The organism is Pseudomonas sp. App30, assembly GCF_047947025.1.
Classification (GTDB): Bacteria; Pseudomonadota; Gammaproteobacteria; order Pseudomonadales; family Pseudomonadaceae; genus Aquipseudomonas.
Genome location: NZ_CP133165.1, coordinates 2,251,658 through 2,265,029, shown reverse-complemented (window position 1 = coordinate 2,265,029; position 13,372 = coordinate 2,251,658). Strand labels below are relative to the sequence as shown.

Here is a 13,372-nt window from a genome sequence, read left to right as displayed (position 1 = left end):
CGCAAAACTGTTGTCCCCAAAGGTGGGCTAATAGCCAGCCACCGGGCCATCGATAATTCCGGGGCACTCGCTGCATTCCCACTGATTGGCCCAAGGAGAGCCCGCTGCATGACCCGAGAAATGGATGTTCGAAGCCTGGACGACCTGGCGTTTATCGCCGAGCGCACGCCCCATGTGCTGACCCTGTTCAGCGGTGGCCTGGACAGCAGCTACCTGCTGTACCACCTGTCGAAACTGGACTGCAAGGTCACTGCACTGGCAGTGGATCTGGATGAAGGGGCAGATTACGCGGAACTGGAACGCATCACAAATTTCTTCGGGGCCACGCTGATGGTGGTCGATGGCCGCTCTGCGTTCGTCGAACAGGCAGTGTTGCCGGCCATCCAGGCCCAGGCGCAGTACCTGGGCATGTACCCGGTCAGCTCGTCGCTGTCACGTCCGATCATTGCCCGCTTCGCGGTGGAGACCGCGCACAAGCTGGGCTGCGGGGCACTGCTGCACACCGCCAACCAGTCGCAGAACAGCCTGCGCCGCCTCAACGGTGCCATCAAGCAGTTGGGCTACACCGGGTTTACCGGCAGCCCGTACGAATATTCGGCGCTGAGCCGCCAGGAAAAGGTGGCGCAACTGAGCGAGGCCGGCCTGAGCGGCTTTCAAGCCCGGGGCATGAGCGGCGACGCCAACCTGTGGGTGCGCGAATACGAGTCGGGCAGCCTGGACAACCCGGAAGACTTCAAGGTCTCGCCCGACATCTACCGCTGGACTCGTCCTCGCCAGCCCCGTGAGGTCGACCAGTTGGAAATCGAATTCCGCAGCGGCCGGCCGTTTGCCTTGAACGGGCAGATCCTGCCGCTGATCGAACTGATCCACCAGGTCAACCATCTGGCTGGCTGTTTCCAGATTGGCCGCTACAGCGGGCTTGAGCACCTGGAAGGCGGCGAGAAGGTGCTGGAAGTACGCGAGGCACCTGCCGCGGCCATCCTGCTGCAGGCGTATCGCACCCTTGAAACCGCGGTGCTGGACGCCGAGCTGATCCGCGAGAAGATCAGCCTCGAACAGGTGTGGGTGCGCGAGGCCATCGAGGGTCGCTGGTATGGCGCCTTGCATGGCGCGGCCAGCGCGTTCATCGCGCAAACGGCTACCGCGGTGACTGGCAAGGTCACCCTGCAGCTCAGCGAGGGCAGTGCGCAATTGGCTGCCATCAAGGCCCCTGCGGCGCTGTACCTGACCGACCGCGACCAATGGGAAAAGGACATTGCTCGGGAGCGCGGCAGCCGCAGCCTCGCCGAGCAGCATGGCCGCCGCCCGCTGCGTGGCGCCAGCGTGGCAGAAGGAGTGCACCCATGAGCCTCGTCTGTGCCGACATCGAGCTAGCTGCGCCCGCCGTGCAGTCGATCAGCGACGACATCAAGAAGCAGGGCTGGGCGTACCGGGACGGCGACGGCCTGGCCCGGCACTTCAACCTCGACGCCGAGAGCTGGGCCGAATTCGCCGGCTATTGGGACGGCCTGGTGCTGGACGAGTACATGGCTGACCGCGGCACCTACCGCTACCGCCGCTACAGCGAGTTCGACTTCAGGGACGGTGGCAGCCTGCACAAGCTGCCCCACGCACCCTACGAGCAGGCCAGGTACATCAATACCCTCAACGGCGGCGTGGCGCGGCATTTCCTGCCGCTGGAACAAGGCATGGTCGAGCATCCGTTCTTCAACGCCTTGCTCAGCGGCATGGCGCGGATCTTCGACGCCGCCGAAGGCACCACCTGCGACTGGAACATCCGCCTGCACCCGTATCGCATCGTCAGCAATGACGAGGAGCAGGGCAAGCCGACGCCCGAGGGCCGCCACCGTGACGGCGTGGACTACATCGTCATGCTGCTGATTCGTCGGGTGGGTATCACGGGCGGCACGACACGGGTGTCCACGCCGCTGAACAAGACGCTGTGCGAAGTAACCCTGGCCAACGGCCTGGACATGATCCTGGGTGACGACCACCAGATCATGCACGAAGTGTCCCCCATCAATAGCCTGGAAATCGGGCGCCAGGGCCATCGCGACGCGCTGGTCATTGCCTTTACCCGCAAGGGGAGCTGAACATGTCTCTATCGAAAATGCGCATCGCCGAAATCATGCTGCTGCTGGTGGCCTGCATCTGGGGCACCAGCTACGGCGTGGCCAAGGGCGCCCTGGTGTTCTACCCGGTCATGGGCTTCCTGTGCGTGCGCTTCATCATGACCTTCGTGCTGCTGTTGCCGGCGCTTCGCGGCCACCTGAAAACGGCGCTGCTGCCAGGGTTGGCGCTGGGCACCATCCTGCTGGGTATCTTCCTCAGCGAGACCTATGGCGTGCACCTGACTACCGCCAGCAACGCGGCCTTCCTGATCAGCATGTGCGTGGTGCTGACGCCGCTGGTGGAGTGGGCGGTGTTCCGCCGCAGGCCCAGCGCCGAGGCCATTGGCATTGCGTGCCTGTCGGTGGTGGGGGCGATGATGCTGACGGGCGCGTCCCAGGTGGAAATGAACACCGGCGACTGGCTGATGATTGTCGCGGCCGTCCTGCGCGCGTTCATGGTCTGCTCCACCAAGTACCTGCTGCAGAACGTCAAGGTGCCAGCCCTGGCGCTGACCGCGGTGCAGGTCGGGGTGGTGGGGTTCGGCAGCCTGCTGATCCTGTTGGTGACCACCGGCGGCGTGCCGGCGCTGCCCACCGAATGGTCGTTCTGGACGGCCACGGTGTACCTGGTGCTGTTCTGCACGCTGTTCGCCTTCTTCGCCCAGAACTATGCGCTGCAACACGCCAGCCCCACTCGTGCGTCCTTGCTGATGGGCTCCGAGCCGCTGTTCGGGGCCTGCTTCGCGGTGCTGTGGCTCAACGAGCAACTGACCCCGCTGGCCTGGTGTGGTGGTGGCCTGATCCTGATTGCTGCGCTGGTAGGCGGGCGCCCGGAGAAAGTCGTCAAGGCGCCGGCAGTGGCCTGAGCCGGCTCATCCACATGACAGGCGCAGCACGCCGGCATCGGTGATTGCCGCCTGCCAGGTGTAGCGGCAGCGGTGGCGGTCGACCTGTTGCTGCAAGGGCGCGTCCAGGCCGCTGGGGTTGTGCGCCAGGTCCAGGGGCGGGCCCAGCAGGTAGGCGGTGCTGGCGGGGCCCGGGTCGGCGGTGTCGGTGAAAAATCGATGCCTTGCCAGCGCCGGGTCCAGCTCGCGGTAGCGCGACACCGCCGCGGCGGCCCAGCCTTGCACCAGGATATTGCTGGGCGGCAGGCTCGCCAGCCATTCATACACGCCGGGCGCGCGAGACAGCCGGTAGGCACTGTGCTCGGCGAACGGCCAGCCTTGCAGCATCAGCACCCCGGCCAGGGTCCAGGCCAGCAGTTTGGGCAGCCGCCCCGGTTGCCCCAGCAGTTCGGCGATTACCAGGGCGTCGATTACCAGGCTCATTGCGGCCAGCCATAGCCATTGCCGGGGGTTGCCTAACGGCAACAGGCCCGTTGCGTGGGTGAACAGCAGCACGCACAGGACCAGTACGAACGCGCGGTTCAGGCTGCGCGCCAGGCCTTGGCCGAAACCTGCCAGCAGCGCCAGGTGGGCGGCCAGCGAAATCACCAGCAGGGGCAGGCCATAGGCGCCCATGGCGGCGGCCAGGGCGTCGGTGTCGGCCAGGTTGTGTGGCTGCATGTAGCGCCAGGACAACAACGCGCTCAGCAGCCACAGGCCGCCCTCGATCCGCCGGCCTGCCTGGCTGGCGGCAACCGCCAGTATCAACAGCAGGCCGCTGCTCAGCGCCAGCAGGTGGAAGGTCAGTTCGGGGAACAGCACCGGGCTGCCCAGGCAGTGGCCTGCCAGGCCCACGGCCAGCAACCAGCGCGCGCCGCGCCAGGGCGCCAACAGTTGGCCCAGCGCGGCGGCCAGCAGCACGGCGATCGCCAGCGCCCACAGGCGCAGGGAGACCACCGAGAACGGCAGGCCGCTGCCCAGCGGGGCGAAACACAGGCACAGATAGAGCAAAGCCAGCAGCCCGGGCGCTGCGAAGGCGCGGGCCGGAAGGAAGGCGTTCATGATGCAGTTCCTCATGCCAGGCCGCGTCTGGGCACGCGACCTGTAGCAGCGGCCGCGAGGCCGCGTCCGGGGGCGCCGTTACGCGACCTGTACGGGGGCGGCGTTACGTTGGGTCGTAGCGCCCCAGGCAGGCGCGTACCAGCACCGCCAGCACGGCCAGGTTGCCGCGCACGCTGCTGATCTTGGTCGGCACCTCGCCCTTGGGGTAACGGCGCACCGTGGGTAGTTCGATGCAGCTGTAGCCCAGGCGCGGCGCCTTGTAGGACAGGTACGCCAGCAGTTCGTAGGTCATGAACACATCGCGAAAGACCGCTACCCTGGGGTCGCTCAACAGCTGCCGGCTATAGGCCCGGAAACCCTGGGTGGTGTCGGTCCAGGCGAAGCCCGAGGCCCAGCTGAGCAGCGGCGCATGGATGAAGCGGATGGCCAGGTCCCGCGCGGCCGGGGTGTTCTCGGCCACGCCCCCGGCGATGAAGCGCGACGCCTGGACGAAATCCGCGCCGTGGCGCAAGGCCTGGATGAAGTCGGGAATGGCCTGGGGGTCGTCCTTGTCGTTGCCATCGATGGTCACCACGCCCTCGTAGCCCTGGTCCAGGGCGAAGGCGTAGGCGCAGCGCAACTGGGCGCTGAGCTGGCCGGGCCCGGTCTTGACCAGCAGCCCGCGCACCCGCGTGGCCTGCAGCAGGCCTGGCGGCAGCGAACCATCCTGGCTGCCACCGTCGACGATGATGATGTCGGCCAGGCGATCCAGGGCCAGGTTGGCCATGCGCTCCAGCAGCCGCCGAATCCGTGGGCCTTCGTTGATCACCGGGATCACCACGCACCAGGCGTGCTGGCGCCCCAGCCACAGCGGCGTGTCGAAGCGCGGCACCTGCCGCGGTGCCAGGTCGGCGGGGATCAGTTCAGCTGAACTCATGGGGTGGATCTCCTGTACGACTCAGGCCACGCGCGCGGTAATCAGCGCCACGCCGGCGATCACCAGAAAGACCCCGGCACCGGTGGTCCAATGAAAAGGCTCGCGCAGGAACAGCACCGAGGACAGCGCCACGGTGGCCACCGCGCCCGCCGTCAACACCGGGTGCGCCACGTTCAACGGCAGGCGCGCCAGGGCTGCGGCATACAGCAGGAAGGCGCTGCCATACAGCGCCAGGCCCAGCCAGAACGGCCAGTTGGCCAGCGCTTGCAGCGGCTCGGCCAGGGACGGAAAACGCCGCGGTGGCATCATCGCCATCTTCACCAGCACGCTGGCCGAGGCGTTGGACAGGATGCCCAGGATCAAAATTGCCCATTTCATGCGCTCACCCCGTTTCCCATGTGGCGGTAATGACGGCTCGCCGCCAGCAGCGCGCGTTCGATCGCCGGCAGCGGTGGCGCGCCGGCTTGGGTCAGCATCTCGATGGTCACCACGTGCCCGGGCAGGTGAGTGCGCAAGGCCTGGCGCATCCGCGCGTGGTCGGTAGTGCCATCGCCCAGGGGCAGCAGGTGGGGTTCGCTGGCGTGCACATGGCCGATCAAGTCGGCGCAGTCGTGCAGCACCTGCGCCGGGTCCTCGCCGTTGAGGGTCAGGGCCCCGGTATCCAGTTGCATGCGGATGGCGCCATGGGCCACGCGCCGCACTACGCGCGCCGTCTCGGCGCTGGTGAGCATGAAGTTGGCGCCGTAGCAGGCGGGGTTCGGCTCCAGGCAGATGATCACCCCGTGGTCGTGGGCGATATCCCCCAGGCGGCAGAAGAAGTCGCAGGCAATCTCCAGGCTCTGCTGGTCGTCCAGGCCGCTGCGGTCGCGGTTCTTCGGCGAACCGAAGACCAGGCGCCTGGCGCCCAGCCCCGCGGCGATACGGCAGACCGCCGCCAGGTGCAACAGCATCGCTGCCTGGCTGTCGCGCCCGCCGAACAGGTTCAGGCCCTGGGTGCCGAACAGCAGCGATTGCATGCCGGTGATCTGCACGCCACGGGCGCGCCACCAGCGGCGCACCTGGGCGATCTGGGCTTCGCTGGTGCGTGCCGGGTCGGCAAAGTACTTGCCGGGCGCCACGTCGATGGCATCCACCTGCAGGCGCTGCAACAACAGGCTGACGGCGTTGTCGTGGGGCCGGTCCCAGGCGATGTTGGAGATGGCCAGCCTCATGGGCATGCCTCGCTCGCCGCCAGGGACGGTTCGGATTGCGCATAGGCGCGCACGGCCAGCAGGGTATCGCGGGCGCTGTAGGGGTAGGGGCCGTTGGCGCCGTACAGTTGCGCGTGGCGGCTGCGCAGGTCGTAGCGGGCCGGCGGCGGCGGCAGGTGCTGCTCCAGCGCGCGGCCAAAGCCTTGCCACGCCAGGTCCGCCACGCTGATGGGCGCGGCGCACAGGTGCACCAGCGACAGCCCGGCCTGCAGCGCCACCTGGATGTCGTGCCAGAGGTTGACCATGGGGTAGAACTGGAACACCCCGCGGCTGTCCACGGCCGCCAGGTTGTTGTCGTGCCGCAGGTCGTACACCACGTTCTTGCGCAGCCCTGGCCCGACCAGGCCGGGCAGGCGCACGATCAGGTGGCGGGGAAAGTGCCCGGCCACGAAAGTCTCCAGGCGCCGCCGATGCAGGCCGTAGGGCTGCAGGCCCTGCTCGTCCACCGGGCTGCTTTCATCCACGCCAATGGGATGGGCGAACACATCCACGGTGCTGATCAGCACGAACACCTTGCAGCGCACGGTGCACAGGTGGTGGATCAAGGTGTCGATCGCCCGCAGGTCGCCTGCGGGGTCGCGGTTCGCCAGCCACTTCTGCGCCGGGGCGCCGGCGCACACCAGGGTATCGAATTGCTCATGCTCGATATCGGCGATGGTGGTGGAGCGGTAGCAGGCGTCGAACCGGGCCTGGCGCAGCAAGGTGGAACCGACGAAACCGGTATGGCCGATCAGCCCGTGGCGGGTGCTGTTCATGGAGTGCCTCGGCAGTTGAGGTGAAGAAGTTCGGCATCGGTGACGCTGAGCACCGAGGTGTAGCTGCAGTGGTAGCGGTCCAGGGCGCGCTGCATCAGGTTGCCTACCCCGGTCTCGCCGGGCTGCAGGTCCAGGTGCGAGGTAAGAAAGTACACCGAGTCGCCGGGGCGCTCGGCGAACAGGCGGTCGACGTCGGCGGCCATGGCCACCATCTCCTGGTTGGGGTCGCGGCGGTGGGTGCTCTCGTCGAGGCTGGTGATGAAGCGCTGCTGGTTCAGGCCGGGGTCGATCAACCGGTAGTATTCCAGCGACGGCTCGGCGTTGGGGTGCACCAGGATATCGCTGGGCGGCATGCCGGAGATGTACTGGTACAGGCGGTTGTTGTCGGTGTACTGGTAGTTCTCGCCCTCCAGGTTGTTGTAGCAGGCCTTGGCGGCCTGCAGCCCCAGCACCGCGAACAGCGCCCAGCCCAGCACTTTCAGGCCAAGGCGCGAGCTTGTGCTGAAGCGGACAATGGCGAAGGTGGAAATTACCAGGCTCAGGGGCACCAGCCAGATCACGTGGCGCGGGTAGACGGCAGGGTAGAAGCCCGCCACCTTGCCTACCAGCACCACCACGACCAGGGCGCAGAAGAACTGGTTCACCCGGTACAGGTAGTCGCGCTGGCCGTACCTGAGCAGGGCCAGGCTGGCCACCACCGAGACCGTCATCAGCGCCTTGCCGTAGGCGCCCAGCAGCGCGCGCACCACATCCTTCAGGGCGTCCAGGTGGCTGCTGGCGGCGTAGCTGTTGTAGTTGCCCAACTGGTACATGGTCAGGTACTTCATGTACAGGTACGACAGCGCCACGCAGGCGCTGGCCAGCAGGAAGCCGCCGATCTTGTAGCCGCGCTGGCGGCCGTCGTCGCGGGTCACGAACCACAGGCAGGCATAGGCCAGCAGGCCACCGGCGATGATCAGCGTGGAGAACCCCAGCAGGCTGACCAGCGCGGCCACCAGCAGCGTCCAGTAGATGTCCTGGTGCTCCTCTGCCTCGCGGATCGCCAGGATGGCGAGGAAGCTGCCGCTCATTTCCAGGAAGTAGAACTTGAGCTCGGTGAAGTGGAAACCGGTGGAAAACGAGTTGCCGATCAGCGCCACCAGGAACACGAACAACCCCCAGCGCTGCTGGCGAAACAGCAGCGCCACCGGCGCCACCAGCAACAGCGACAGCCCCAGCACGGACAGGCGCAGGGCGCGGATGTCGTAATGGAAGACCGCCGTCATCGCCTTGAAGAACACCGACGCCAGCACCGGCTCAGCCTGGTCGTAATAGGGCAGGGGCGCGGCGAAATCGGCCGGGTTGTCGATGGCGATGATGTTCTTCAGCAGCATCGCCTCGTCCAGCCACACCGAGCGGCTCGCCAGCGTCAGGAAGATGCTCGCCAGCACCAGCAGGGCCAGCAGCGTGCACACCCTGGGCAGGTCAAAGTATTTCGTCATCGAGCTTCTCCAGCACGTCGTAGAGGTTGTCGATCTTGCCGCCCAGCACCGAGTAGCAGCCGTGCAACGTGGCGTGCCGTTCGAACAGGATCGGCCGGCCGTCGTCGCCTTCGTTGCGTTGCAGCACGGTCTTGACCTCATACAGCGAGTCCACCGGCCGGGCGTCGAACACCGCCGGGATGTAGCGCCCCACGTCACGCACCATGCGTTCCACGCGGCTCACGGCCTGGTAGTCGTGCAGCTTGCCGTAGGGGTCCAGCCCGGCCTGGTCCTGCCAGTGCAGGTGCGGGGTGAAGCGCACGTGGGACAGGGTGTGCAGCCCGCGCGCGGGGAACGGCATCAATGAGAAGAACGGCCCGTCCATCACCGTGATGCCCAACCCGGCCAGCGCCGGTGGCATGGCCATCAGCGCCATTTCGGTGATTTCCTGCTTGAGCCCGGTGCTCACCCCGGGAAAGTCGCCGCCCAGTTGATTGGTGCCGCTGTAGGTGCAGTTGAATACGTAGCGGCAGCGTACGCTGCTGCCGGTGCCGCCGTGGTGGTGCAAGTGCACCCGCAGGGCCGGCCCGGGCTGGCGCTCAATGGCCGTGGCACGGGTGCGGTAGTGCACCTGCACGGCCTGGCGCTGCAGTTCGTGCAGCGCCCAATCGGCCAGGTGGCGGGTGTCGAACGCGTACTCCTGCACCTTGAACACTTGCTCGATCAGGCGCGGCTCGAACAGCCCGCGCAGGTGCGCGGGCGCCGGCTCGATGGCCGCGCCGATGTCGTGGCAGAAGCGTTCGAACTGGCGCGCAGTGACCTTGGAGTTCTGCCGGGCGATGGCGTAGAGCTTGGTGAAGTCCTGCCGTACCGCGCCGGGCCAGTCCTGCACGAAGCGCGGCAGGTTGATCCGGCTGCGGTAGGCGGTGGTGTAGCTGCGCGGGTAGTGATAGCCGTTGTGCACCCGCGCCTGGTTGTTGTACGAGGCGCGCTGCATCAGCGCTGCCTCGCGCTCCACCAGCAGCACGCGCTTGAGGCCGCGCTGGGCCGCCAGGTACACGGCGATGGCCGAACCGTAGAAACCGCCGCCGATGACCACCGCATCGAACGCCTCGTCGTTGCCCGCCATCACGAAAACCGTCCGCTGACGACCACGGTGCTCTCGGCGGGGCCGGCCACGGCTTCCTCGATGTTCAGGTGGTCGCGGCGGGTCATGCGCGCGCTGGTGAATTCCTGCGCCACGTGGCACACGGGCCCCTGCTGGGCGGCCCCGGCCATGTTCATCAGGTACTCGCCCAGCACCATCAGCACCAGGGATATCAGGAAAAACATGCCCGACTGCTGCAACGACAGGCTCACCCACCCCGGGGCGACGTCGGCCTTGAAGAAACCGATGCCCACCACGTACACGCAATACATCAGGTTGGTCACCGCGCCGAACAACGACAAGGCTGTGACCACGCGCATGGGCGCGCGTGTGGTGGACAGCAACAGGCCCACGCCGCGGTCGACGTTGTCGCGCAGGCGCTTGCGCCGCTGGGGCCTGGGCGGTTCGCTGTAGCGCAGGTTGGCGCGGGCGAAGCCGCCGGTGGCCGGCAGGTGGCGGTAGCCGATCACCGGCTTGGGGTGCTGCAGGATGAAGTTGATGACTTCCCGGGACATCAATCGATAGGGCGGCGCCTCCCGGGCCAGGTTGATGCCGTTGAAGCGCTGGTACCACCAGTGGAACGCCCGGAACGCCAGGCGGTAGAGCGGGCCCTGGCGCGGCCGCTGCTCGTTGTAGACGAACACCACGTCGGCGCCCTGGCGCGCCTGGTCCAACAGGTGGGGCAGGTAGTGAATGTCATCGGTCATGGGGTCGATCACCGCCACGTGGTCGCCCAGGGCGTTCTCTACCCCCACCCATGAGGCGGTGTCCAGGTCCACCTCCTTGGTCAGGGCGTAGACCTGCAGGTTGGCGATACCGGCCTCGGCCGTCAGGGTCTTGAGCATGGCGATGCTGGCGTCCGTGGAGGCGTTGTCGACCACGATCAGCTCGTAGTCGCGCACCATGGTGCTGACCACGGCGGTGGCGTCCAGCAGCAAGGTTTCGAGTGCGTCGGCGTGGTTGCGCACGACAAACACCACCGACAGGAAGCTTGGGGCCTGGGCCATGATGGAGGTTCTCTTTTCGACAGGACGACGAAAACAGCCCGGGGAATGGGCTGGGCGAAGGCAGAGTGGGGGGGGGACGCAGGCAAAGGGCGAGGCAGGCAAGCTACCGCCATGGCAACCCACGACGCGCAGCGGCGGGGGAGTGCCCGGGCGCCTGTCATGGGCGTAACGCAGCAGGGCAGGGAGCCCTTGATTAAACATCCTGTTACAGCCGAGGCTAGCGCAAGTGGCGGGCCCTTGGCTACAGGGGCAAGATGAAAAGTGCCAGGCTGCTGCCACCATCCGTCGTCAGCGGCGGCCAAGGGTGCCCGCACCCGGTAAAAAAATCTTTGGAAATCACATCATTGGCTGTAGCCTTCCCCGGCCCGGCGGTTTGTACCACCAGGGAAACAACGCCCAGGCTCGCGTAAGCCCGGGTGGTATACTCGACTTTCGCGCACAAGCGCCTGCAGGTCTTGACAATAATGACGCAGATTTCCGAACGCCTTCTGGTCCAGGCCCACCTCGATGCCAAGCAGCCCAAGCCGCTGACAGCCGAGCAGGAAGCCGACTACCGTGCCGCCATCGCCGCCGAGCTCAAGGCTCAGGACGCCGTGCTGGTCGCGCATTTCTACTGTGACCCGGTGATCCAGGCCCTGGCCGAGGAAACCGGCGGTTGCGTGTCCGATTCCCTGGAAATGGCCCGCTTCGGCAAGAACCACCCGGCCAAGACCGTGGTGGTGGCCGGCGTGCGCTTCATGGGCGAGACGGCGAAAATCCTTACCCCGGAAAAGCGCGTGCTGATGCCCACGCTGGACGCCACCTGTTCGTTGGACCTGGGTTGCCCGGTGGAGGATTTCTCGGCGTTCTGCGACCAGCACCCCGAGCGCACCGTGGTGGTGTACGCCAACACCTCGGCTGCCGTGAAGGCGCGCGCCGACTGGGTGGTGACCTCCAGCTGCGCGCTGGAAATCGTCGAAAGCCTGATGGACAACGGCGAGACCATCATCTGGGGTCCGGACAAGCACCTGGGCCGCTACATCCAGAAAAAGACTGGCGCCGACATGCTGCTGTGGGACGGTTCGTGCATCGTTCACGAAGAGTTCAAGTGGCGCCAGTTGGCCGACATGAAGGCCCTGTACCCGGACGCCGCCATCCTTGTGCACCCCGAGTCGCCGGAATCGGTGATCGAACTGGCCGACGCGGTGGGTTCCACCAGCCAGCTGATCGCCGCCGCCCAGAGCCTGCCGAACAAGACCTTCATCGTCGCCACCGACCGCGGCATCTTCTACAAGATGCAGCAGCTGTGCCCGGACAAGATCTTCGTCGAAGCCCCCACCGCCGGCAACGGCGCCGCCTGCCGCAGCTGCGCGCACTGCCCGTGGATGGCCATGAACACCCTGGAGCGCACGCTGACGGCGCTGCGCGAGGGCCGCAATGAAATCTTCGTCGACCCGGCGCTGATTCCCCAGGCCATCCGGCCGCTCAAGCGCATGCTCGACTTCACCCAGGCGGCGCGGATGAAACTGTCCGGCAACGCCTAAGCCCGGCTGGGCACGCCCGTCGCCACCGGCGCCGGGCTGGTCAGCCGCTTGTTCCAGTCCAGCCACTGCGCCAGGGCCAGCATCAGGCCCAGGCCCGCCAACGCGGTGGCAACCTGCATGGGCAGGCGGTCATCGCCCAGTGCGTTGGCCATGTCCGCCAGCGGCGCCAGCAGCACGCTCAGGCAGAAGATCTCCAGCGAATAGCGGCCCATCATCGCCACCCTCTGCACCAGCCAGTGCTGCACCCACGCACCGTCCGGCACCAGTTTGCCCACGCAATAGGCCAGCGCCAGGAAGTGCAGCAGGCGCACCGGCGCCAGGTTGGTCTTGCTGATGGGGTACAGGCGCTCGGCGATCCAGGTGGGCATGAAGGCGTCGTGCAACGCCGGCCACTTCCAGCTCAGCGCAACCACCGCGCTGACGCCCAGCGCGATGGCGCAGGCCATGAATAGCGGCTGCTGGCGCAGCGGCCGGGTAGCGGCCACCTGCGGCGCCTGGGCGTGCAGGGCCGCGGCGCCACCCAGCACGAACAGCGCCTGCCAGGCATAGGGGTTGAAATACCACAGGCCGTTGCCGTGGGCGGGAATGTTCCAGCCAAACCACTGGGTCAGGCCATACACCGCCAGCGACACGCCCACCGCGTGCCCCGTGTGCTTGATCAGCACCGGCAGCACCAGCGGCAGCCCCGCCAGCAACACGATGTACAACGGCAGCGGGTCCATCAGGTTGGGCTTGAAGCGCAGCAGCAGCTCATCCACCAGCGCCTGCTGGGGGTTGAGGATGAAGTAGTTGAGGTTCATCTCCTGGATCATGTCGCGGGTCTCGACATGGCTGTTGGCGACGAAAATGATGCCCATCAGCAGCACCAGCAGGAAGATGTGCACGATGTACAGCACCCAGGCGCGGCGCAGGATGCGCACCGTGGCGATCAGGTAGCCGCTGCGCAGGGCGATCTTGCCGTAGGCCAGCACCGCCGCGTAACCGGCCAGGAACACGAAGATCTCCGCCGCGTCGCTGAAGCCGAAATTGCGCGCGGTGAAGTTGGCGAGCGGGTTTTGCGGTATGTGATCCCAGAAAATGAAGATCAACGCCAGCCCTCGATAGAAGTCGATGCGGTGGTCGCGGCGAGTGATCATGATGAGTGGCCTTGAACGAAAGGTGATGGAATAAGGATAGGCATTCGGCAGGCAGGTTCCGCGTGAAGCATGACGACCGATCAGCGGCGGGGAGGGTCGCGTTTTTTGCCGGCGAATGCAA

At 66.6% G+C, this 13,372-nt stretch carries 13 protein-coding genes; 4 read left to right on the top strand and 9 right to left on the bottom strand.

The features are described from left to right. Window positions 1-108: 108 nt before the first annotated feature. The 3 genes from RAM80_RS10350 to RAM80_RS10340 are packed head-to-tail and all read left to right on the top strand — an operon-like array spanning window position 109 to window position 2,977. A complete protein-coding gene (locus RAM80_RS10350; RefSeq protein ID WP_416426287.1) occupies window positions 109-1,347 on the top strand; it encodes an argininosuccinate synthase-related protein in 1,239 nt (412 codons plus the stop codon). Then, window positions 1,344-2,093, top strand: a complete 750-nt coding sequence (locus tag RAM80_RS10345; RefSeq protein ID WP_416426286.1) for a 2OG-Fe dioxygenase family protein — start codon at window positions 1,344-1,346, stop codon at window positions 2,091-2,093. Before RAM80_RS10350 ends, RAM80_RS10345 begins: the two co-directional genes overlap by 4 nt. Window positions 2,094-2,095: 2 nt before the next feature. Beyond that, window positions 2,096-2,977 carry a DMT family transporter gene (locus RAM80_RS10340; RefSeq protein ID WP_416426285.1) on the top strand — a complete coding sequence of 294 codons (882 nt, stop codon included), beginning with the start codon at window positions 2,096-2,098 and terminating at the stop codon, window positions 2,975-2,977. A 6-nt stretch (window positions 2,978-2,983) separates the two neighbouring features. Here the strand turns inward: RAM80_RS10340 and RAM80_RS10335 are convergent, their stop codons facing one another. The 8 genes from RAM80_RS10335 to RAM80_RS10300 all read right to left on the bottom strand — a co-directional run bounded on the left by RAM80_RS10335 (window position 2,984) and on the right by RAM80_RS10300 (window position 10,592). Continuing rightward, the gene (locus RAM80_RS10335) at window positions 2,984-4,057 is read right to left on the bottom strand and encodes a hypothetical protein (RefSeq protein WP_416426284.1); all 1,074 of its coding nucleotides are present in this window, start codon (window positions 4,055-4,057) and stop codon (window positions 2,984-2,986) included. Between the two features lie 103 nt (window positions 4,058-4,160). Then, window positions 4,161-4,973 (bottom strand): glycosyltransferase family 2 protein, encoded by an 813-nt coding sequence (locus RAM80_RS10330; RefSeq protein ID WP_416426283.1) that lies wholly within the window; start codon window positions 4,971-4,973, stop codon window positions 4,161-4,163. A gap of 21 nt (window positions 4,974-4,994) precedes the next feature. After that, a complete protein-coding gene (locus RAM80_RS10325; RefSeq protein ID WP_416426281.1) occupies window positions 4,995-5,351 on the bottom strand; it encodes an EamA family transporter in 357 nt (118 codons plus the stop codon). Further along, window positions 5,348-6,190, bottom strand: coding sequence for a sugar phosphate isomerase/epimerase family protein (locus tag RAM80_RS10320; protein ID WP_416426280.1), 843 nt, complete (start codon window positions 6,188-6,190; stop codon window positions 5,348-5,350). Before RAM80_RS10320 ends, RAM80_RS10325 begins: the two co-directional genes overlap by 4 nt. Beyond that, entirely contained in the window at window positions 6,181-6,978 is a 798-nt protein-coding gene (locus RAM80_RS10315) for a pyridine nucleotide transhydrogenase (RefSeq protein ID WP_416426278.1), read from the bottom strand. The genes RAM80_RS10320 and RAM80_RS10315 overlap by 10 nt, the downstream gene beginning before the upstream one ends. Beyond that, complete coding sequence (locus tag RAM80_RS10310) at window positions 6,975-8,459, bottom strand: hypothetical protein (protein WP_416426277.1); 1,485 nt, start codon at window positions 8,457-8,459, stop codon at window positions 6,975-6,977. Before RAM80_RS10310 ends, RAM80_RS10315 begins: the two co-directional genes overlap by 4 nt. Beyond that, a complete protein-coding gene (locus tag RAM80_RS10305; protein ID WP_416426276.1) occupies window positions 8,443-9,567 on the bottom strand; it encodes an NAD(P)/FAD-dependent oxidoreductase in 1,125 nt (374 codons plus the stop codon). The genes RAM80_RS10310 and RAM80_RS10305 overlap by 17 nt, the downstream gene beginning before the upstream one ends. Beyond that, window positions 9,567-10,592 carry a glycosyltransferase gene (locus RAM80_RS10300; protein ID WP_416426275.1) on the bottom strand — a complete coding sequence of 342 codons (1,026 nt, stop codon included), beginning with the start codon at window positions 10,590-10,592 and terminating at the stop codon, window positions 9,567-9,569. Before RAM80_RS10300 ends, RAM80_RS10305 begins: the two co-directional genes overlap by 1 nt. 464 nt (window positions 10,593-11,056) lie before the next feature. On the opposite strand from RAM80_RS10300, the gene nadA reads away from it, so the two are divergent. Beyond that, window positions 11,057-12,115, top strand: coding sequence for a quinolinate synthase NadA (gene nadA, locus RAM80_RS10295; protein ID WP_416426274.1), 1,059 nt, complete (start codon window positions 11,057-11,059; stop codon window positions 12,113-12,115). On the opposite strand, the gene RAM80_RS10290 is transcribed toward nadA, so the two are convergent. Further along, on the bottom strand, window positions 12,112-13,251 hold the full coding sequence (locus RAM80_RS10290) for an OpgC family protein (protein ID WP_416426273.1): 1,140 nt from the start codon (window positions 13,249-13,251) through the stop codon (window positions 12,112-12,114). The genes nadA and RAM80_RS10290 overlap by 4 nt on opposite strands. Window positions 13,252-13,372 lie beyond the last annotated feature (121 nt).

Excerpts from the sequence above, each read along its gene's own strand:
- RAM80_RS10345 (WP_416426286.1), top strand. The coding sequence starts at position 1,344 with ATGAGCCTCGTCTGTGCCGACATCGAGCTAGCTGCGCCCGCCGTGCAG.
- RAM80_RS10350 (WP_416426287.1), top strand. The coding sequence starts at position 109 with ATGACCCGAGAAATGGATGTTCGAAGCCTGGACGACCTGGCGTTTATC.
- RAM80_RS10320 (WP_416426280.1), bottom strand. The coding sequence starts at position 6,190 with ATGCCCATGAGGCTGGCCATCTCCAACATCGCCTGGGACCGGCCCCAC.
- RAM80_RS10310 (WP_416426277.1), bottom strand. The coding sequence starts at position 8,459 with ATGACGAAATACTTTGACCTGCCCAGGGTGTGCACGCTGCTGGCCCTG.
- nadA (WP_416426274.1), top strand. The coding sequence starts at position 11,057 with ATGACGCAGATTTCCGAACGCCTTCTGGTCCAGGCCCACCTCGATGCC.
- RAM80_RS10335 (WP_416426284.1), bottom strand. The coding sequence starts at position 4,057 with ATGAACGCCTTCCTTCCGGCCCGCGCCTTCGCAGCGCCCGGGCTGCTG.
- RAM80_RS10330 (WP_416426283.1), bottom strand. The coding sequence starts at position 4,973 with ATGAGTTCAGCTGAACTGATCCCCGCCGACCTGGCACCGCGGCAGGTG.
- RAM80_RS10305 (WP_416426276.1), bottom strand. The coding sequence starts at position 9,567 with ATGGCGGGCAACGACGAGGCGTTCGATGCGGTGGTCATCGGCGGCGGT.
- RAM80_RS10340 (WP_416426285.1), top strand. The coding sequence starts at position 2,096 with ATGTCTCTATCGAAAATGCGCATCGCCGAAATCATGCTGCTGCTGGTG.
- RAM80_RS10315 (WP_416426278.1), bottom strand. The coding sequence starts at position 6,978 with ATGAACAGCACCCGCCACGGGCTGATCGGCCATACCGGTTTCGTCGGT.
- RAM80_RS10290 (WP_416426273.1), bottom strand. The coding sequence starts at position 13,251 with ATGATCACTCGCCGCGACCACCGCATCGACTTCTATCGAGGGCTGGCG.
- RAM80_RS10325 (WP_416426281.1), bottom strand. The coding sequence starts at position 5,351 with ATGAAATGGGCAATTTTGATCCTGGGCATCCTGTCCAACGCCTCGGCC.
- RAM80_RS10300 (WP_416426275.1), bottom strand. The coding sequence starts at position 10,592 with ATGGCCCAGGCCCCAAGCTTCCTGTCGGTGGTGTTTGTCGTGCGCAAC.